Source organism: Butyricimonas sp. DFI.6.44 (assembly GCF_022132345.1).
GTDB lineage: Bacteria > Bacteroidota > Bacteroidia > Bacteroidales > Marinifilaceae > Butyricimonas > Butyricimonas muris.
The window spans coordinates 99,019-119,717 of the sequence record NZ_JAKNJD010000007.1; the positions used below are offsets into that span (position 1 = coordinate 99,019).

At 45.3% G+C, this 20,699-nt stretch carries 16 protein-coding genes; 2 read left to right on the forward strand and 14 right to left on the reverse strand.

Going from position 1 to position 20,699, the window contains the following annotated elements; genetic code table 11:
* Positions 1–185: 185 nt before the first annotated feature.
* The 14 genes from L0M98_RS10960 to L0M98_RS11025 form a co-directional block, all read right to left on the reverse strand.
* Positions 186–680, reverse strand: a complete 495-nt coding sequence (locus tag L0M98_RS10960; protein ID WP_227215884.1) for a UpxY family transcription antiterminator — start codon at positions 678–680, stop codon at positions 186–188.
* Positions 680–2,635 (reverse strand): polysaccharide biosynthesis protein, encoded by a 1,956-nt coding sequence (locus L0M98_RS10965; protein WP_227215885.1) that lies wholly within the window; start codon positions 2,633–2,635, stop codon positions 680–682. Before L0M98_RS10965 ends, L0M98_RS10960 begins: the two co-directional genes overlap by 1 nt.
* Before the next feature lie 130 nt (positions 2,636–2,765).
* Positions 2,766–4,187 (reverse strand): pseudouridine synthase, encoded by a 1,422-nt coding sequence (locus tag L0M98_RS10970; protein ID WP_227215886.1) that lies wholly within the window; start codon positions 4,185–4,187, stop codon positions 2,766–2,768.
* A 70-nt stretch (positions 4,188–4,257) separates the two neighbouring features.
* On the reverse strand, positions 4,258–5,340 hold the full coding sequence (locus L0M98_RS10975; protein ID WP_227215887.1) for an LptF/LptG family permease: 1,083 nt from the start codon (positions 5,338–5,340) through the stop codon (positions 4,258–4,260).
* A 21-nt stretch (positions 5,341–5,361) separates the two neighbouring features.
* The gene (gene tgt, locus L0M98_RS10980) at positions 5,362–6,492 is read right to left on the reverse strand and encodes a tRNA guanosine(34) transglycosylase Tgt (RefSeq protein WP_227215888.1); all 1,131 of its coding nucleotides are present in this window, start codon (positions 6,490–6,492) and stop codon (positions 5,362–5,364) included.
* A 54-nt stretch (positions 6,493–6,546) separates the two neighbouring features.
* Positions 6,547–7,080 carry a hypothetical protein gene (locus L0M98_RS10985; protein WP_227215889.1) on the reverse strand — a complete coding sequence of 178 codons (534 nt, stop codon included), beginning with the start codon at positions 7,078–7,080 and terminating at the stop codon, positions 6,547–6,549.
* Between the two features lie 221 nt (positions 7,081–7,301).
* Entirely contained in the window at positions 7,302–7,622 is a 321-nt protein-coding gene (locus L0M98_RS10990; RefSeq protein ID WP_227215890.1) for a TRL-like family protein, read from the reverse strand.
* 122 nt (positions 7,623–7,744) lie between these two features.
* Entirely contained in the window at positions 7,745–7,978 is a 234-nt protein-coding gene (locus L0M98_RS10995; RefSeq protein ID WP_099293641.1) for a hypothetical protein, read from the reverse strand.
* 19 nt (positions 7,979–7,997) lie between these two features.
* On the reverse strand, positions 7,998–11,513 hold the full coding sequence (locus tag L0M98_RS11000; RefSeq protein WP_227215891.1) for a leucine-rich repeat protein: 3,516 nt from the start codon (positions 11,511–11,513) through the stop codon (positions 7,998–8,000).
* Positions 11,497–12,000 carry a BACON domain-containing protein gene (locus L0M98_RS11005; protein WP_227215892.1) on the reverse strand — a complete coding sequence of 168 codons (504 nt, stop codon included), beginning with the start codon at positions 11,998–12,000 and terminating at the stop codon, positions 11,497–11,499. The genes L0M98_RS11000 and L0M98_RS11005 overlap by 17 nt, the downstream gene beginning before the upstream one ends.
* 30 nt (positions 12,001–12,030) lie before the next feature.
* Positions 12,031–12,867, reverse strand: a complete 837-nt coding sequence (locus tag L0M98_RS11010) for a hypothetical protein (protein WP_227215893.1) — start codon at positions 12,865–12,867, stop codon at positions 12,031–12,033.
* Between the two features lie 99 nt (positions 12,868–12,966).
* Complete coding sequence (locus L0M98_RS11015) at positions 12,967–13,962, reverse strand: hypothetical protein (RefSeq protein WP_099293647.1); 996 nt, start codon at positions 13,960–13,962, stop codon at positions 12,967–12,969.
* Positions 13,963–13,989: 27 nt separating this feature from the next.
* On the reverse strand, positions 13,990–14,907 hold the full coding sequence (locus L0M98_RS11020; protein ID WP_227215894.1) for a hypothetical protein: 918 nt from the start codon (positions 14,905–14,907) through the stop codon (positions 13,990–13,992).
* Positions 14,908–14,917: 10 nt separating this feature from the next.
* Positions 14,918–16,132: a hypothetical protein gene (locus L0M98_RS11025; protein WP_237961689.1), complete on the reverse strand. Its 1,215-nt coding sequence runs from the start codon at positions 16,130–16,132 to the stop codon at positions 14,918–14,920.
* A gap of 538 nt (positions 16,133–16,670) precedes the next feature.
* Here L0M98_RS11025 and L0M98_RS11030 point away from each other — a divergent pair.
* Both L0M98_RS11030 and L0M98_RS11035 read left to right on the forward strand, forming a co-directional pair.
* Positions 16,671–18,881: a S9 family peptidase gene (locus tag L0M98_RS11030; protein WP_227215896.1), complete on the forward strand. Its 2,211-nt coding sequence runs from the start codon at positions 16,671–16,673 to the stop codon at positions 18,879–18,881.
* A gap of 145 nt (positions 18,882–19,026) precedes the next feature.
* A complete protein-coding gene (locus L0M98_RS11035; protein ID WP_227215897.1) occupies positions 19,027–20,490 on the forward strand; it encodes an aminoacyl-histidine dipeptidase in 1,464 nt (487 codons plus the stop codon).
* The last annotated feature ends 209 nt before the right edge of the window (positions 20,491–20,699 follow it).

Here is a 20,699-nt window from a genome sequence, read left to right on the forward strand (position 1 = left end):
ATAATTTGCTCTTCTTCACGAAATTCCTTTGTATAAACGAGATAGCGAGTAAGTATTTTATCGGAAAACTTTTTGCAAAAAACATCGGTGTTCTCCCGGAAGGAACAATCTTTCTAAATCCATCCTCGTATAATTGAATAATAGACCTTTTCACCCCAAATACCCGAAAATCTCAAAATCTTCCTTCACAAACGAACCACACTATCCTGTGACACGGCAGCAATTACATTACCAACCCGGGGCAATCGAACCAAAACCCGGCACACGCCCGACTCATCAAGCAATTCTCCCTCAAGTCCTAAAAGTTTACCTTGAATGACACGAACGGGAGAAGTAACCGGAATATCACCTTCAACAACATCTATTTCCTCCGCGTGATCATTTAAAAGACGCAAGGATGTAATCTGTTGCTCGGAATACACGACAGGGGTTTCGCCCTCTCGTAAAAAAGATATTATGCCGGTAATGTCTTGAATTTTGGAAAACTCGGAACGTGTAAGCCGCACGAATACACAATTGCTAAACAGAGGAACTTCCACCCGTTTTACCTGATTATCCGAATTCCACTCCACCATACGCGAAGGGATATAATACACGATTCCGGCTTCATCAAGTCGTTTTTTTACACGTTTTTCCGCCCGAGAAGCGGTATATATAGCATACCAATTCGTCTGCTCCATTATTCTCTCACTTCTAAATTTTCAGTCACCTGAATTTTATCCAGCACCTCCTGCATGTGGTGTTGAACTCCCTCTTCTTCCATTTGGAAATCAATGGACTCATAAGTAGAGTTCTTGGATTTAAACTCGGGAACGATACATTTCATTTGTTTTACCACGGCAAAGTTATCCCTCGTTTGCAAAGCGATATCAAGAGCTTTGATCGAATCGACAACTTCATTATAATTATATTCACGCACTTTAGCAATCTTGATTCTCTCGTGCACGGTAGGCAAAGTAGTTTCTTTCACGTTAAGTACTTCCTCGTACAACTTTTCACCCGGACGCAAGCCCGTGAACACGATATGAATATCTTTACCTATCTCGTAACCGGAAAGTTTAATCATCTTCCGCGCCAAATCAACGATTTTGACACTCTTACCCATGTCGAACACGAATATTTCACCACCGTTACCCAATGCCCCGGCTTGAAGTACCAACTGGCAAGCCTCCGGGATAGTCATAAAGAAACGGGTAATCTCGGGATGAGTTACCGTAACCGGTCCCCCGGCCTCTATCTGCTTTTTGAAACGAGGGATAACCGAACCATTGGAGCCTAAAACATTTCCGAAACGCGTCGTGATAAAACGTGTATTCGCTATTCGATTTAAAGATTGTGTATAGATTTCCGCGATACGCTTGCTGGCACCCATGACATTGGTAGGATTCACCGCTTTATCGGTAGAGATCATCACGAAACGTTGGCAATCATATTTGACAGCACAATCAGCCACGTTTTTCGTTCCCAGAATATTGGTTTTCACACCTTCGATCGGGTGTTTTTCCATCATCGGGACATGCTTGTAAGCCGCCGCGTGATACACTATATTAGGTCTGTATGTTTTGAATATACCTTCTACCCGACTCTGGTCACGAACATCACCGATCTCGATCTTGTAATCGGTAAAACCACATTCTTCCTTTAATTCCAATTCAATATCATAAAGAGCAGATTCGGCTTGATCGAACAACACGATCATCGCCGGGTTGAAATGAGTCAACTGTCGCACGATTTCACTACCGATTGAACCTGCCGCACCCGTTACCAATACGACCTTGTTCAATAATTGTTTACGCAAATTCATCTCGTCCATGTGGATCACTTCACGCTCGAGTAAATCCTCGATCTTTATATTTTTAATATGCCGCATGCTCAATTCCCCGTTTATCCAACTCTCGAAACGAGGTACCTCAAGCACGTTGACATTCGCGGTCAAACAAGTTTCCACGATCTCTCGCTTTTTATCAGCCGAAATCTGTTTTTTGGCGATCACCACTTTATCTACCCGGTGACGTTTCAACAACCCGGGCAAAGCGGACATCTTGTATATTTTGACTCCTTCAAGTACTTTCCCCGCCTTGCGATTGTTCACGTCAATAAAAGCCAACACGTTATAAGTGGCATCTTCCACGTTATCCATGGCATGCTTTGCCATAATCCCGTACTCGTCACTACCACAAATAATCACGTTCTTTTTCGTGCGCTCGGCCCCGACGTACTGGGAAAAGATTTTTTTCACGATCGCACGACTCATCACCATCACGCTTGTCAATCCCACGTACTCGGTAAGAAGCACCGACAAAGGGATATAAGTCTCGCCAAACACTAGAAAATAGATACCGTCTCCCATCAAAAGAGCGATCTCTCCCGCTGTCAAGACGTAATAGATGCGCAAAGCATCCTCTGTTCCCGAGAAACGCACTATGCCGGAATAAGTACGCCCCAACACGAAACTGATAACCCGGACTCCCACGATCACGAGGGCTCCGTTCAGAACAAAATCCAACCTCATCCGGTCAATTTGGAAATTAACCCAGATCAGATAGGCAACACTCACAGCCATTATGCACAACGCCACGTCTATCAGGAATACAATCCATCTAGGCGTGTAAGAAAATGAATGCAATGTCCTCATTCTGTAAAGACCATTTGTTATAAAAGCAACCATATCATTATTAGTATAAAATAAAAACCTTCGCGGATTACCATTCCTTAAAGGTGGACATCCGCGAAGGTAATAGAAATATATTAAAAAGAAAACTTTTTTAATATGCTTTTAATACGTTCACCTCTTCCGGCGTTAAAAATCGCCAACGTCCCCGCGGCAAATTTTTCTTCGTGATCCCGGCGAAAAATACCCTATCCAACCGGAGAATCTGGTACCCCAGATGCTCGAATATCCGGCGAACGATTCGATTCCGACCGGAATGAATCTCAATCCCGACCTGAGTCTTATCGTCAGCAGACACCATAACTTCATCGGCTTTAATAAAACCGTCTTCAAGGTCAATACCTTTCCGTATGGCATCCAAATCTCCGGTTTTTACCACCTTATCCAAGAATACGTGATAAATCTTCTTCTGGTTATACTTGGGATGCGTTAATTTTTTAGCCAAATCACCATCATTCGTGAAAAGTAACACTCCCGTGGTCTGACGGTCCAAGCGCCCAACCGGGTAAACCCGTTCTTTGCAAGCTCCATCGATCAACGACATCACGGTTTTACGCTCCAAGGGATCTTCCACCGTGGTCACGTAATCTTTCGGTTTATTCAACACAAGATATACTTTGCGCTCCGGAACAATCACTTGATCATCGACCTCAACTTTATCCGTTCGTTTCACTTTCACACCTACCTGCTGTACAATCTCACCGTTCACCTTCACTCGTCCGGTAGTAATCAAAACATCCGCATCACGTCTGGAACAAACACCTCCTTTGGCAATATAACGGTTTAAGCGCAGTTCTGTTTCCTGTCCCTCGTTTTTCTTGCGAAACTCGATTTGCTTTTTCTTGCTGTATACACTTCTGGATGCCTCCTCGTTATCAAACGATCTCTTGGGACGCTCGGAAAACCGTTCGCGACGCTCTCCTCGATCATCCCGATTTCCCTGCTCCCGACGATCATCTCTCCGGTACGCGTCACGATTTCTGTCTTGGAATCGATTTTCTCTGTTTCTATCCTGATCTTGCGGACGTCTTTCACGACGTTCTTCTCGGTCTGAATTACGGTAATTATCACGATATTCCCGTCTTTCACGATCATCTCGACTATCCCGGTTATCACGATACTCCCGTCTTTCCCGGTTATCACGATTGTCCCGGTTAATCCGGTTATCCCGGTTATCCCGATCAAAAGATCTTCTCGGAGCACGGTTATTGTTATCCCGATTCTCGAAACGATTGCCTTCACGTGTTCCTCTTTCCCGGTTTCCATCCGTCTCCCGACGATAACGATTCCCGTTGTCGGAATCCCCGGATTGTTCTCTTTCTCTTTCCTTATTCAAATCACGGATACCATTATATCCACGTTCACGGTCAGACCGTTCCGCGTTAAAACGGCTAGGTCTTCTGAATTCTCTTTCTCCACCCTCACGGTTTTCGAAATTCTGTGTTCTGTCCCGACGATTCTCATCACGATTCCCTATCGGTCTAGTAATTCTAGGTCTTTTAGTTTCCCTACTCATGTTCTAAATCTCAATTTAATTTTTGATTTTATATCAATCACGCGAGCCGATGCCCGTATTCAATTTTCAATTACTTCGGTGCCGCCCTATAAACGAAAAACGCCACCACAGAGAACAGGATATTCGGTATCCATACAGCTAATAACGGATTCATGTTTCCATTGGTTGCAAAAACTGTTGAAAATTGCATGAATAAAATGTACGAGAAACTGATTAATAAACCTAATCCCAAGTGGAATCCCATTCCTCCCCGTATTTTTCGAGAGGCTATACACACGCCGATTAACGTCAATATAAAAGTGGAAAAAGCACCCGAAAACATCTTGTACTTTTCGATCTGGTATTCCACCACGTTACTGCTCCCCCGCAATTTTTGACGGGCTATATACTCGTCCAACTCCGGCAATGTCAGACGTTCCTTGATTTTCTTCGGGTCTTCAGTAAATTCTTTTACACTGAAATTCAATACGGTATCGATATCTTCTTTCCCGACAGTATAAGTTTCATTCGTCCCGTCAAATTCCCGTAAAACCCAATTTTTGATAGTCCATTTTTCTTTTTTATCATTCCACACGATAGAATTCGCGGACAATTTGCTGACCAGCGTGTCGTCCTTGAACACCTCGTACGTGAAATTATCTCCCCGTTTGGCATATATACTGAACCCGCTCATGTAAATAAACTCACCGGGCGCCACCTGCTGGTGAATATCACTTTCCTTGAAATTATAAGGTTTCCAGATATATTTTTCAGAAAAAGCAATCCGTTTTCTATTGGCATTAGGTATAATGAACGCGCTCAACAAGAGGGACAGACCGGCAATTACCCCCGCCGAAATCATGTACGGGCGCACCATACGCCGGAAACTGATTCCCGTACTCAGAATAGCGATAATCTCACTGTTGTACGCCATCTTCGAGGTGAAAAAGATCACGGATATAAACGTGAACAAGGCGGAGAACATATTAGCGAAATAAGGCACGAAATTCACGTAATAATCGAAAATAATCTCCCCTGCCGGGGCTTCTTTTTCAAGGAATTTCTCCAAACGTTCCGAGAGATCGAAAACAATCACAATACTCAAGATTAGCACCATCGAGAAAAAGAAGGTACCCAAGAATTTCCGGATAATATAGATGTCTATTTTTTTCATTTTCACATGTACCTCGCGGCACTACAATCTTCTTGTAACTTTTTTAATCGTTCTCGTTTTCCACTCTACAAAATCCCCTGCCTGTATATGTCGGCGTGCTTCCCGCACCAACCACAAATAAAATGACAAATTATGGATCGAGCAAATTTGTAAGCCTAAAATTTCATCCGCTTTTATTAAATGTCGCAAATAAGCTTTCGAGTAATCGGTATCCGCGAAACTCAACCCGGCGGGATCGATAGGACTGAAATCATTCTCCCATTTCTTGTTCTTTATATTGATAACCCCTTCTGTCGTGAACAACATCCCGTTCCTACCGTTACGCGTCGGCATCACGCAATCGAACATATCCACTCCAAGGGAAATCGCTTCCAGAATATTTTCCGGCGTTCCCACGCCCATGAGATAACGGGGCTTATCTTGCGGCAAAATCCGATTGACTACCTGAATCATCTCGTACATGGTTTCCGCCTCTTCCCCGACGGCCAATCCCCCGATTGCGTAACCTTCCCGTCCCAAAGCCACGGCATGCTCCGCTGCACGTTCCCGTAAATCTTTATACACGCATCCCTGCACGATAGGAAAAAGTGACTGGTGATACCCGTACAAGGGTTCCGTTGCGTCAAACTGCCGCACGCATCTTTCCAACCAACGCTGCGTGAGTTCCAACGACTTTTTCGCGTACCCGTAATCACTCTGTCCCGGGGGACACTCGTCAAACGCCATCACGATATCCGCCCCGATCTTTCGCTGGATATCCATCACGTTTTCCGGCGTGAATAAATGCTTCGAACCATCTATATGCGAACGAAATACAACTCCCTCTTCCGTGATTTTCCGGCAATTACCCAAAGAAAATACTTGAAAACCGCCACTATCCGTGAGGATCGGACCATCCCAAGAATTAAACTTGTGCAAGCCGCCGGCAGCTTCCAATATACCCGTGCCCGGACGCAGATACAAGTGATACGTGTTTCCCAGAATAATTTGGGCTTTAATATCTTCCTTCAATTCCCTTGCATGCACGGCCTTCACGGTTCCCACCGTGCCCACGGGCATAAAAATCGGAGTTTCGATATTCCCATGATCCGTGGTCAACACACCGCATCGTGCCTCACTATTCTTGTCTTTCGCTAAAAGGGTATATTTCATCTAATCATGATTTTGAGCCTGCAAAGATAGCACAACTAAACGAGAGTTGCAACACTAACTTTTTCGGTTCAAACGAATCATCTCCTGCAACCGCCTAAAACGGGCACAAACTTTTGACCACGTCCCCGCTTTGTCCCTAAAGCATAAACCGACATTATCCTTTATCGAGAATAGTGTCAGCGTGAAGGGTTGCTCTTTATACATTCGCACCCACACGTCATAAGTCAACATACAACGCGCACGACATCTCCAAGCATTTTTACGCGGTTCGCAATAAATCATTTCCACGGCACAAGCATACCTCGAACCATCCGGGAGATCCACGAATAAAGAATCCGTACTGAAAACTGCGTTCGTTTCCACCGTAATCAATAATGTCACAGAATCCCTTGCATCCAAATAAGTATAATCATACAACAAAGACCCGCGACACAATTTCATATTCCCTTGCATCTCCGCCATTTTTTGGGGATACACGAAATAAAGCAATCCATCCGGATGTATTTTCTGCACGTAGAAACCTTTCAGATTCTGGGCTCCCAGCGGCAAAGCCATGAACAATACAAACACCAAAAACAATCTTCTCATAACTATAATATAAAGAGAAAGCGATGTCAAAACACACCTCGGGTCTGTAAAGTTCATAAAGTCCGTAAGGTCAAAAGGTCTGTTATTTTTTTTGTAAATGTCTGATATTATATCAATTGACTTTATAAACTTTAGGAGCCGAAGGCTCGACTTTATGAACTTTATAAACTGGAGGTGTGTCGAAACACACCTCCATTACCTGTTTCAATTAAATCTTCCGTTTACTCCCCGTAAACCATCACCTTGTAAGTACTGAAAATTCCCAAAATACTCTTTTTCTGGCTGTCCACGTGGCTGATTTTCTTGATTCCGGCAGACTTGGCAGCGGCTTGAATAGAAGCATCTCCCGACAGATACACGCCCAAAATATTGTTCACGGAAGCAGTTCCTACCTTTGAGCCCAGCGGATTGGATGTCACGTGTTCACCTGTTTGCACATCCATGTAAATAGCTCCCATTCCGGCTTGACTTGACAAAGACGCACAGCTTGACATACCCGCTGCCACTACCACTAGTAACAATAATCTTTTAATTGATTTCATAGTTTCTATTTTTAAATTTTAAATATAAGGTTCTTGTAACAACGCTCTTTTTAATATTTTTTCAAAAATACAAGAAAATCATAGTTCCCCGTGCAATATAACGATGCGGGAATGACACGATTTTATTGCGAATCTTGCGACTGCATTTTCTCTTTCAACCGCTCGGACAAGTATGAAAAAAAGTCCCGTTTCAAAAGCAGGGAAACCCGAAATAACAGAGTCGTGTCAATACTTTCCTTTTGAAACAAACGATAAACGTTTGAACGGTCGCATGACAACTTACGAGCAAACCAACTAATGCTCCGCTCCTGTTTTTCCAATTCCTCCTTAATTAAATCTCCGATACTTTTCTCCATAATTGCGATTAAATTAAACTTATTCCTCTTCTATCACGGCAAATTCCTTCCATTTATTAGCTGCTTTATAAGCTTCAAGAGAACCTTTAGGCACAATCAATGTACACTCGGACGCATTCGCGAACGGTGAAAGCGATAAAACCAAAGGTTCTGCCCGATTACAACGCACGTACTTTATGTCCGGCATCCCGTAAAAAGCTTGATATCCCAATGAAACCAAGGTACTCGGGAGAATTATCGTATTCCCCATACTTTTACAAGCAAAGGCATACCTCTTTACCGTAGTCACCCCTTCCGGAATAGTCAAATTACCCGTGAAAGCGTCACAATAACTAAAAGCATTTTCCCCTATCACGCGTAACGAAGCAGGCAACACCAAAGCTCCGGACAAGGACTTACAACTCCAAAATGCGTTATCTCCAATCTCTTCCAAACCGGAAGGCAAAGTCAACGCCCCGTTGAATCCCCTGCAATCGGAAAACACAGAAGCCTCAATCACCTTTATTCCATTCGGTACAATCAAATTACCCGTGAAACCTGAGCAAGATGAAAACGCCCCTTTCCCGATTCGTGTAAGCGTTGACGGAAGACTCAATTGCCCCGTGAAAGAACAAGCTCTAAAAGCCTCCATTCCTATAGTTTCCAAACCGTAAGGTAAAGTCAACGCTCCCTCGAAAGCACAATCGGCAAACGCCTTGTCACCAATCGATTTCACGTTAGAAGGAACAACCAGATTACCGGCTAACTTAATACAATAATTGAATGCCCCCTCATCTATCTTTTCCAACGCCGCAGACAAAGTCACCCCCGTAATTTTCGTACAATAATTAAAAGCTTCCTTGCCAATTATCCGTACCCCATCAGGAATAATTACATCCCCTGTTAACGATTCGCAACCATTAAAAGCCGACTCTCCAATTTCAACACAAGTGGCAGGCAACACCAATTTCCCGTCAAAATAATTTCCATAAAAAGCCCTACGGCTAATCACCTCTATTCCATCAGGCAAAATCAAATCGCCACGCAAACCGGTGCATTGCGCGAAAGCGTATTCACCTACTTCCTTCAACCCGTCAGGCAATTCCAGAGTCCCGGTAAAATTATTACAGGACTGGAAAGCCGCATACCCGATTTTCGTCACGCTTTCCGGAAGTTTCAATTCCCCTTTAAAACCGCAATCATAAAAAGCATTGTCCCCAATCTCCTCCAGTCGGGATGGTAACACAATATACCGGAAAGCACTCTTCCCGTAGAAAGCCCGAGCGGGAATACTGGTATCTTCCACCTCTTCCATATCGATACTTGTCAACTTTGTCATGGAATACTTCATGGCGTCATAATCATCCTGTCCCAATGTTCCGCTCAACTTCACCCCGCAAGTAGTCGTCATACGCTCTTTTCCGACCAATGTCCTCAACGTTCCCGGCGTCTTCAAATGAATATAAAGACTATCACCCACACCTTGGTACACGCTAATCACACGAGATTCTCCTGAATTACGTTTAACCGTCACGAATCCTTTACGATAGCTTCCCGAGGTATTCGCGTCAACAGTAAATCGCAATGTATCTGTTTCCTCAATTGTCATATTCCTTATCCACGAATATTCAGCCGGAATATCTACAACAGAATTCCCTGTAGAAGAAACCTTCACGGAAAAAGCATCATTACCACCATTCACGCAAAACACCTCATCCCCAAGCTCATCTTCATCTCCGCCCAGCGTGAAACCGTACCCCTCCTGCTGGGGGAAAATACCTTCATCCGGAACAAAAGAATCCCAATGCGGCAATGCCATCACCTCTATCGGGAACACTCCCGTCAAGCGATTGCCACACATCGACAGTCCATAATAATAGAATGTATTTCCTAAAACATCAGTAGATTTAGTCGTTTGAAGAAGATGTAATTTGCCTAATTCTTTCGGCACTTCCCCTGTCAAATTGTTATTGTGCATACTCAAGTGAACCAAATTCGACAAATTTCCCAATTCAGCAGGAATATTTCCCTCCAAATTATTGTTATGCAAGTACAACCAGACCAATTCAGACAAATTCCCTAACTCCGCTGGAATCTTCCCTGACAAATTATTTCCCTCCAAATAAAGCTCTGTCAACTGCGTCAAGTTCCCTATTTCTACCGGAATATCTCCACTTAAGGCATTGCCATTCAAATTCAAATAAGTTAATTCAGTTAAACAACATAACTCACTGGGTATGATTCCTGTAAGATTATTTTTCCCACCCCAACGAGAACGGCCCAAATTCAATCTCTTTAACTTCTTCAAATTACCAATCTCCACAGGGATCTCTCCGACAAGATTGCAATTATAATCAGCATATATTTCTTCCAATTCTGTCAATCCTCCCAATGCCGAATTTAAAGATTCTACACCCAAATCCCTAAAATCCAGTTTAATCACTCTTCCATCTTCATTACACGTCACTCCCATCCAAGAGGAAATTGGTTTATCGGTTCCCCATCTACGAGCAAATTGTCCTCCATAATTCCAATGCTCTCCACCCGCAGCCTTCCAAAAAGCCATTAAATAATCCCTATCCGAAACGCCTTCCTGCACAACCGTAAGCGCCACAATCTTCTCCATCCCCTCCTCACCAACTCTCACGATAATTTCTCCCTCACGGGGTTCTCCGTTATTGGCAGTCGTTGTCACGGTGAGGGTATTACCGTTCGCCTTGGCACTACACCACTCCGCAATTTCCGGGGCTACAGAGAATGTCCAAGAACTTTGATTCGTAATCACCAGCACATCCCGGCTCTCGCTGACAGGCGCCATCTGTAAAGTATCGTGATTCAAAGTCAACGTCATTGCCGGTAATTGAATCACACGTACCTCCTTTTGTAAATTACCGGCTGTAAAATTAATCATACACTTGCGTGACACGGTAGGATTATCATAAGCCTTCGTGTAAACGATTACCGAATTGGCCTCATTAATTACCTCGCACCAGCCCGAGCCTTCCGTCACGGTAGCCTCCCACTCGTCGGCATTTGTCGTCACCCGAAGTGTCGTGTATGATTCCGAGGCTTCAACCACAAGTGAATCTGCCGAAACCTCCAATGAAATAGCCGTTCCCAACTGCGCCAGCGAAAGATTAGCGAAAGTATTTCCCGTACCCGACGCAACGGTCAATTCGGATTTCCGGGCATTGCCTTCTGTATTTTTCTTCACGGAAATCACCACCTCGTCCCCTTCGGCACGAGCCTCGTACCAGTCTATCAACGGCAAATGAAGTTGCCAATCAGGTTGATTTGTCACCACCTGAACACGATGCTCCCCGCCATCGGCAGAGAAAGACAACATCTCCTCCGACAACAACACCGCGGGAGCCGTACCCAATTGTTCCACGACAACCACCCCAGATGCCGTCACGTCTGTCGACACGCTGGAAGATGTCAAATTGATATACCCCTTTCTGGAATCCTTACCCGAATTTGCGCCCCGCGGCACAACGCTCAATTTATCACCATTTCGGGTTACCTCGAACCAAGCATCATCACCCCCCCACCACATTGTACGTCCACTCGTCTTGATTCGTGGTCACCGTCAACTCCTTCTCCCCGGCATTTTTCTGCGCGAAGTTCAAACGTGAATCTGAAATTCTTATCTGGGGTAACATTCCCAGCTGAAACACGGAAACCGTCTTCGTCAACTCCTTGCTTCCCTTTCCCACGGTCACGGATACTGTCGCCGAGCGTTCCCGGTTGAACGGGTTCTCGTCAACCGTGATACACAACGTCATACCATCCGACGTCACGTGACACCACGTCGCCGCCTCTTCCGGCACATCCACCCGGTAAGTCTTGTAATTCGTCGTCACCATCACCGTGCGACTCTCCGCCTCCGCCTTGAACTCCACGCTGGGATTCGAGAAATCCAACGTGGCAATCGGTCCTACCTCGTCACCCTCCGGGTCAAACTTATCCGGGTAGCAACCCGTTTGCCAAAGCCCCAACCAAAGCAACAAGGCAAACGCTTTAAATATTCTTGCTTTCATCATAATCCTCTCTAAATTTTTAACTTAATACCCCTACCGTTTCTTCTTTTTCTGGAAATTAATCACGAAACCTATACCCGCGGTATAATCACACATGAAATCGTCACCGATCAAGGCGTTAGCCGTCCCCGACAGAACAATATGCCCCAACCGAAAACTCAATCCCAATTCGACCTCCGGACCTTCCTGAAAGTCACTCACGTAACGCTCACCACTCTTGCTCTCCCACTGGCGACCGTATTTACCGAAACCGCCTCCCAAATGAAGAAAACACCAGCGATAAAGCCCCATGCTCACGCCGGCAATATAACTCTCCCGGATATACCCCTTGTCCACCGAGCCTTTCGTGTCATACTCCTCGGTAATCTCCTCAATACGGAATCCCTCCTCTTTCACGTTCGATTTCTTGAAAGAACCGTAAAAACCGAAACGTTTCCCGAAACCTACACGCCCGCCGACAGATGCCGTACCCGAGTACAAATACTCCGCCGTCATACCCCAACGGTAAGGACTCTCGTCGGGAGGGAACACCGTGTAATACAACCGTTGCTTCGGCGACATCACCAACCGCAACTCCTCCCTCACGAAACCCTCGGCAGAGATATACAACGTCCGCTTCATCTCGTCCGTCAAATCAAACACGAAACGATACACGTGCAACCCGTCCTCGTTCAGGCTCTTCTCCGGCTGCTCCCCGAAAGTAGACTTAATATTCAAATCCTCCAGCGGCGAAAGAAACTCGACACAAGCCTTCCCTTCCTCGGGAAAGAACGAGGTTCGTGATTCTTGTTGCTGAATCACCAACTTTTTCTGCGCCTGTAATTGGGCAAGCCCGACACAGCAAAACACCAATACCAATAAAAATTTCATACATCTCATATTCATAATTTTAAATCTCTATTTCACTACCATTCATGAAATAAAACGACTGTAACAAGTTCACTTGTCCGACAAAAAGCAAACACCCGCTCACTCCCCGTCATCGAAATCCGAAAGGGAGAAAATCTTATCGGCGGGCAAATCCGTACCGTCCTCGTACTTATCGGGTTGCCACGTGCGCACGTGAATCATCGGGTTCGTTTCATCCTTGAAATCCATCAACAGGAAAACGTACCCCACGTCATGGTAACGGTCGGACGTGAACCCCTGTTTCAACGTCACCCCGTAATAATGCTCCTTGGCGGGATGCTTCACCACCTTGATGTCGTCGAAAATGACACGGATCATCTTATTGCTATTGAACACGTTCCGCAAATTCGCCATATACTCCTGTTTCGTCTGGCGTTTATACTCGATGTCGTGATTCAAACGGAACGGGTTATCGCCGCCCTTCACCGACTTGACCACTTTTCCCGTGATGATCAAAGCATTGTCGCTAAACACCTGATCAAGAAACACAAGGTCTTTCCGGTTGTACGCCGTCCGGAAATTCTCCACGAAATCGAGGATCACCTGCCTGCGGCGCAGATCGGTCACCGTGATATTACTCCGAATCACCTTGCTATAAAGATGCATCCCGATAGCGAAATAAACCCCGGTAATCTCCCCCGAACGGGAGAAATTCACGACAGCCTCCTGATAGGTGTCGTCCCCGTACGCCTCGGGGTCCAAAGGCTCCATCACCAAGGGGATATTGCGCACCTGATAACCGGAAGGCGTCTGCAAACACTTCTCGATCACCTCCGTTTCCGCACACCGAAACGGGCTCGTCTTCCACAACGCCATCACGTCCGACACCGCACCGCCATCCAACCCGCATCCCACCAACTCCGGCTGCCTCCTCTCGAACTGTGCCATATTCACCTCGGTCAACAATTTCGTGAGCGACTGCTGCACCCGCTCTTTCACTACTTCATCCTGCATATCCGTCAGGAAAAAATCCGTACTGTACTGGGCTGAAACATTTCCCCCGAGCATACAGCACGCGCAGAGAAATAACCACCCGAAAAATAGCTTCTTTTTCATAGCATTTATCTGTTTTTTCACACCTTATCAATACAACTGGAACCACACCTTGCCTTGGTTCGGGTAATTCTCGAGCCGGTCGCCCTCCGTTCCTTTCGTCAGGTTGCGCCGGGTAGCCATTCCCTTGCCCAAGATAGCTGTCACCTCCCCCGAACGGGAGAAAATCACCATGTAACACTGCTCTGGGGTAACCGCGGAACTCAATTTCCCGAACATCAATTTTCCCTTCTCCTTCTGCTCCACGAAATAACGTTGCAACTCGTCGATTTTCCGGAACGTCAATATCTTATCGAGCATCGGGTTACCCGTACCCCGGGGTGCCTCCTCCTTCACGACCTCGCGCACCACCACCGTGTCACGACGAGTAACCACTACCGTGTCTTTCCGCACAACCGTGACAGTATCCGTCACCCGTTGCACTTCGACCGTCTTCACCGTATCGGGCACCACCTCTTCTTTAGCAACAGCCGTCACGTCCACCCGCACCTCACTACCGGTTGTATCCTTATCCACGAGAACATCCTTCACCGGAATGTCCGCCAGAGTATCTTTTTTCACCGGAAACACCTCTACCGAATCCTTCTTCTCTATCGTCTCCCCGGTAGTTGCTTTTTGTCCCGCGAACTTTTCATTCACGTCCCCTTTATATATATAGGCAAACACCCGCTGCTTATTCTCCCGCACCAAAGCGATATGCTGCCACTTCTCCTTGATACGCGGAATAATCTCCTTGCCCACCGACAGATCCGACTGGACACCCAGTATCAGGTTCTGCAAAGCCAACTCCCGCGCATCATTCAGCTTATCCATCGTGACATCCGCATAATAATAATTACCACTCAACTTGATTTCTTTGATTTTCGCTTTCTCCTCTTGATATTGTTCTTGCGCTCCCGCCACGTGTAAGACAAATAAACAGAGGAAAAACAGATACAACCGTTTCATAATAATATATTTAATAATTCAACTTTTTCGCTTTCGATTTATATTCCTCGAACAAATCCAACACGTTATGCGTGGGAACATACGTGTACAACCATCCCTTCAAGGAATAATCCCCCTTCAAAAATTTCTGCCGGTCGCACTCGTAATACAACACGTGATTGTAACCCAAATTGGAGTTCACCATAATAACGGTACCCGTGACCTTTCCCCGGGCAATCTCCTCCACACCAAAATAAGGCACACACTTTTCACCCTTACAAAAAGCCACCCAACTATTAACGGGCAATTCCAAATGATCGTAACGCTTACCGTAACGCCTATGTTCAACCTCCATAAACACCTCTTGCCCGATCCGCTCCCCTTCCAAAAAAAGATTCGCGAGAGAGGCTTCCGGACAATCCTTATCAAACAAAAGAGTAACCACACTATCAGGAGCAACACGATAATAACGGTCGGAACACAACGCCGGAATGATATAATGTTCACCTCTCCGCCTGTAATACCCGCACCCGGGGACAGCCGTCAGCACAGACAAAGGGACTTGCTCCACCGCCGGGGTATCCGGCATATACAGGAACAACTCTTTCTGGAAATCATCCTCCATCTCGATTTTATCCTTTCCCGCGATTAACCCGTACTGTTTCGGGAAGGTCATCTGCAAAGTGCCCGTTCCGGTGTCCCAGCCCACCTTGTAAGCAGTCGTATCGGCAACGAACACGAAATCCGTCCCCGGCTGGATCGCCGCCACGAACGAAACCAACGCCACGGGACTTTTCTCGAAAGGCACCCCGTTCAACACAAGCCCGACCTTATCATCATTCAAAAGCCGAAGAATCTCGTCCGGTTTATCTATCAAGAGTAAACGCAACAAATAACGCTCCACGAAATCATAGACCGGACGCAAATACTCCGCCACCACACGTGTATCAAAAAGTTCCAGTCCGATACTCGAGATCAATCCCCCGAACCCCGCTTCCACGCGTACTCTTTTTCCCGGACATATAGCGTCGGCATCATATATTCCCGGCTTCATTGCTGATATACCGCGGGTTTCCAACATTTGTCCTATCTCTTCCAATTGCTTTGTCCGGTAAATCGTTTCCTCTTGCGCGTACAAACAATTCACCTCCAAACACATGAACAAACAACAAATATACATCCATCGTTGCTCTATCATATTCCAATTCAAAACCACCTTTTTCACCTTCAACAATATTATTTTCAATCGATTAACGCACGATTAAATTCACAATTCCTCTATCAAAAAACGATCGTTTATTGATAATTCAATCTGCAACGAATGACGATTATCGACAAATTCACAAATACTTGATTATGAATTTCGAAAATAAAATAGCTATCGTTTACTAATAATGAAAAAAGTTTTATATTTGTACATGATTAAACGATCGTTTTATCACGTCACAAAATCAGCCCTACATCCAAAAAGATTTCAACCCTATTTTATAATCATCATTATTTCATCATGTTATTATCGATATACAACACATGTAACATTTTTTATTCAATTACAATTATTTTTCTATTATCCGACCATTAAAATAGACTTTGAATAGGAGTTGAATGGGAATTGAATAGGAGATGGTACTAATCAAGTATAAATAATATACAAATATAATAACAATAATTTTACTTATTTCACGATTAATTCTTCCCGCTCCAGTCTAAAACATTCCAGCGTACTCCTTTTTTTAATCTTATATTTTTATCTTTGCCCAAATTAAAAATTAAAAATAATTGTCATGAGGATGATTTATAAGTTTATTGTATGTATGTTTATCGTGGGGTTCGCCCTCCCCGGAAGCGCGCAGAATCAGGGCAAAAAATTCACGTTGAATGATTTCTGCCTGAATTACACCTTCAGGACGCAAGGAATCACGGGACTCCGCTCGTTGAACGACGGGGAACATTACACGGTACTGGAAGACCGGGGGAAAAAGCTTGTCATGTACAGTTATAAAACCGGAAAGGCTGTCGAGACTCTTCTCGATTTGAACGACCCGAAATACGGTGACGTGAAAATGATTCAAGATTACGAGTTCAGCCCGGACGAAAGCCATATATTGATTTACACGAATATCCAACCTATCTACCGTCGTTCATTCACTGCCGACTATTACGTTTTTGATTTCAAGAACAGGGAGTTGAAACCTCTTTCAGAGGGCGGCAGCCAACGTCTGGCGACTTTCTCGCCCGTGGGAACAAAGATAGCGTTCGTGCGCGACAACAATATCTTCATTTCCGACCTGCGTTTCGGTTCAGAGATTCAGATTACTTTTGACGGGAAATTCAACGAGATTATCAATGGAGCTCCCGATTGGGTGTATGAAGAAGAGTTCGCTTTCAACAAAGCTTTCGAGTGGGCTCCCGACGGGTCCGCCTTGGCATTCATCAAATTCGACGAATCGAACGTGAAAATATTTCACATGAACATGTTTCAAGGACAATACCCCGCGCTAAAAGAGAACGCGACTTATCCTTCCAACTATTCCTATAAATACCCGAAAGCCGGAGAAGCGAACTCCGTCGTGAGTGTTCATGTATATGACATCAAAGACCGGGTTACCACCCCGATGAACATCGGGGAAGAAACAGACATCTACATTCCCAGAATTAAATGGACGAAAGACCCCAAGAGATTGGCAATCATGAAACTGAACCGTTTCCAGAACCGTCTGGAAATCCTCCTTGCCAACGCCCGCGTGGGAAGCACAACCGTTCTTTATCGCGAGGAAAACAAGTACTATATAGCGGAAGAAAATCTGGATAATCTGGTTTTCACCGAAGACGGGAAAAACTTTATCATGAGTAGCGAGAAAAACGGTTATTCACACCTTTATTTATATACCATGGGGGGCAAGGAGGTACAACCTATCACTTCCGGCAACTATGACGTGGTTGATTTCTACGGTTACGACCCGGTGAAGAAATTATATTATTACTCTTCACACGAGGAATCCCCTCTCGAGAAATTCGTTTATTCCATCGACGCGAAGGGCAAGAAGAAGAAATTAACTCCCGCGAAAGGATGGAACGAGGCGGAATTCAGCAAATCGTTTAAATATTTCGTGAACGTGGTTTCCAATGCGGACATGCCTCCCCTGTACACGCTTTACACGGCAAACGGGAAAGCCGTTCGCGTGCTGGAGGATAACGCCGCGTTAAAAGAAAAACTCGGGGAATACAATGTAGCCAAAAGGGAATATATCCAAATCCCGGCTGCCGACGGCAAAACCCTGTTGAACGCGTGGATGATGAAACCGACCGATTTCGATGCGTCCAAGACTTACCCGGTATTAATTATCCAATATAGCGGTCCAAATTCACAACAGGTAAGAAATTCATGGGGTATGGATTGGGCGCAATACCTTGCACAAGAGGGGTATATCGTGACCTGTATTGACCCTCGCGGAACTGCCGCCCGGGGAGAGGAATTTCGCAAATGTACTTACATGCAACTCGGGAAAATCGAGAGTGATGATATGATTGCCGCGGGGAAATGGCTCGCGGAGCAACCGTACATTGATGCTCGCAAAGTGGGTATTTGGGGATGGAGTTTCGGCGGGTTCATGTCTTCGCTATGCCTGATGAAAGGAAACGATGTGTTCTCGACCGCTATCGCCGTGGCACCGGTGACGCACTGGGGATTCTACGATTCCATTTACACGGAACGTTTCATGCGTCGCCCGCAAGACAACCCGTCCGGGTATAACGACAACTCCCCTATTAACTGGGTGAAGAATTTGAAAGGCAACTTGTTGCTATGCCATGGGACCGCCGACGACAACGTGCACGTGCAGAACGCGTACGAGTTGGCAGAAGCTCTCGTGCAGGCGAACAAACAATTCGACATGCAGATTTACACCAACCGGAATCACAGTATTTACGGTGGCGTGACCCGGCTGCACCTCTACACGAAATTCGTTGACTATTTGAATCAACACTTGAAATAAAAAATGTATAAGTTGCGATTTAAATCGCAACTTATTTATTTTTTTTATAACTTGCCAACGATAGAAATAATTCGGATTTCACACTTTCGGTCTTCACGAGAACGGGGTTGGAATCTTAAACCATAAAACTAAAAAATAAAACGTTATGAGTAAATGTATCTGTACGTTAGAACCTCAGGCTATCTGGGAAAACTTTTATAAACTGACTCAAGTTCCGCGTCCTTCCAACCACGAGGAAAAAGCGAGAGAATTCGTGATGAACTGGGCAAAGGAAAACGGAATCCACGCTGAAATGGACGAGGCTTTCAATATATTATTGAGCAAACCGGCTACCCCGGGTATGGAAAACCGTAAAGGAGTGATTCTTCAAGGACACTTGGATATGGTTCCTCAAAAGAATGAAGACAAGCAACATGATTTCACCAAGGACCCGATAGAGGCATACGTTGACGGGGATTGGGTAACGGCTGACGGAACCACGCTCGGCGCGGATAACGGTATCGGTGTTGCCGCCGGAATGGGTATCTTGTTGTCAAAAGACATTCCTCACGGACCGATTGAAGTATTGATTACCGCTACCGAGGAAACCGGTATGGACGGGGCAAACGGTATCCGCCCGAACTGGGTAAAAGGCGATATTTTGTTGAATCTCGATTCTGAAACCGAAGGAGAATTATACGTGGGTTGTGCCGGGGGTATCGACGGGGAAATCGAATTCACTTACACGCCGGAAGCTGTTCCCGCCGGAAGTAAAGCATTCCAATTAACTTTAAAAGGATTAAAGGGTGGACACTCCGGAATGGATATCAATTTAGGCAGAGGAAATGCCAACAAATTGTTCTTCCGCTTCTTGAAAGCTGTCAGCAAAGAGTTAGGACTCCGCCTCGCTTCGGTGTCGGGAGGTAACATGAGAAACGCTATCCCGCGTGAAGCATTCGGTATTGTCACCGTTCCGGCTGCCAATGTGGATAAATTCCTTGCTAAAGTGAAGGAGTACGAGGGTATCTTTAAAGCAGAATTAAGCGCTAAAGAACCGAACCTTATCCTCACGGCAGAAGAAAGCGCTATGCCGCAAAACGTAATGCCGGAACAAACGCAATACAATTTAATCAACGCTATCAAGGCTTGCCCGAACGGTGCGATGCGCATGATTGACTCTATGCCGGACACGGTGGAAACATCCAACAATTTAGCAATCGTGAAGGGCGGTGACGGTAAAATCGAGATTTACATGTTGATGCGTTCATCCGTGGAAACAGCCAAGACATCGCTCGCGCAAGTAGTTGACTCCGTGTTTGAACTCGCCGGAGCTTCCAAGATTAATTTTGTCGGAGAATACCCGGGCTGGAAACCGAATCCGGATTCAGCTATCCGCAAAGAAATGGAAGAGGTTTACAATAAACTCTACGGGAAGACACCCGCTATCATGGCTATCCATGCCGGACTGGAATGCGGTATCCTCGGCTCGACTTATCCCAAGTGGGACATGATTTCTTTCGGACCGACCATCAGTTCCCCGCACTCTCCGGACGAGAAAGTAAACATCGAATCCGTTGGTAAATTCTGGGAATTCTTGAAAGCTACATTAGCTGCTATTCCGACGAAATAAAAAATATCATTGAAGAGGGTGTGTTTCAACACACCTCCTTCAATATTTATCCTTCTCTTTAGCTATCAAGAGGAAAGATATAATTTTATGAAAAATTGGAGCCCGTAAACACCTATATTTTACAACACTTACAAACATTTCCGCTACAACCAATAGTTTACGAAACATAGTTCCTTTAGTTACGACTTCTGCCTCATCTTCAAGTCATT

Excerpts from the sequence above, each read along its gene's own strand:
- L0M98_RS10960 (WP_227215884.1), bottom strand. The coding sequence starts at position 680 with ATGGAGCAGACGAATTGGTATGCTATATATACCGCTTCTCGGGCGGAA.
- L0M98_RS10965 (WP_227215885.1), bottom strand. The coding sequence starts at position 2,635 with ATGAGGACATTGCATTCATTTTCTTACACGCCTAGATGGATTGTATTC.
- L0M98_RS10970 (WP_227215886.1), bottom strand. The coding sequence starts at position 4,187 with ATGAGTAGGGAAACTAAAAGACCTAGAATTACTAGACCGATAGGGAAT.
- L0M98_RS10975 (WP_227215887.1), bottom strand. The coding sequence starts at position 5,340 with ATGAAAAAAATAGACATCTATATTATCCGGAAATTCTTGGGTACCTTC.
- tgt (WP_227215888.1), bottom strand. The coding sequence starts at position 6,492 with ATGAAATATACCCTTTTAGCGAAAGACAAGAATAGTGAGGCACGATGC.
- L0M98_RS10985 (WP_227215889.1), bottom strand. The coding sequence starts at position 7,080 with ATGAGAAGATTGTTTTTGGTGTTTGTATTGTTCATGGCTTTGCCGCTG.
- L0M98_RS10990 (WP_227215890.1), bottom strand. The coding sequence starts at position 7,622 with ATGAAATCAATTAAAAGATTATTGTTACTAGTGGTAGTGGCAGCGGGT.
- L0M98_RS10995 (WP_099293641.1), bottom strand. The coding sequence starts at position 7,978 with ATGGAGAAAAGTATCGGAGATTTAATTAAGGAGGAATTGGAAAAACAG.
- L0M98_RS11000 (WP_227215891.1), bottom strand. The coding sequence starts at position 11,513 with ATGTGGTGGGGGGGTGATGATGCTTGGTTCGAGGTAACCCGAAATGGT.
- L0M98_RS11005 (WP_227215892.1), bottom strand. The coding sequence starts at position 12,000 with ATGATGAAAGCAAGAATATTTAAAGCGTTTGCCTTGTTGCTTTGGTTG.
- L0M98_RS11010 (WP_227215893.1), bottom strand. The coding sequence starts at position 12,867 with ATGAAATTTTTATTGGTATTGGTGTTTTGCTGTGTCGGGCTTGCCCAA.
- L0M98_RS11015 (WP_099293647.1), bottom strand. The coding sequence starts at position 13,962 with ATGAAAAAGAAGCTATTTTTCGGGTGGTTATTTCTCTGCGCGTGCTGT.
- L0M98_RS11020 (WP_227215894.1), bottom strand. The coding sequence starts at position 14,907 with ATGAAACGGTTGTATCTGTTTTTCCTCTGTTTATTTGTCTTACACGTG.
- L0M98_RS11030 (WP_227215896.1), top strand. The coding sequence starts at position 16,671 with ATGAGGATGATTTATAAGTTTATTGTATGTATGTTTATCGTGGGGTTC.
- L0M98_RS11035 (WP_227215897.1), top strand. The coding sequence starts at position 19,027 with ATGAGTAAATGTATCTGTACGTTAGAACCTCAGGCTATCTGGGAAAAC.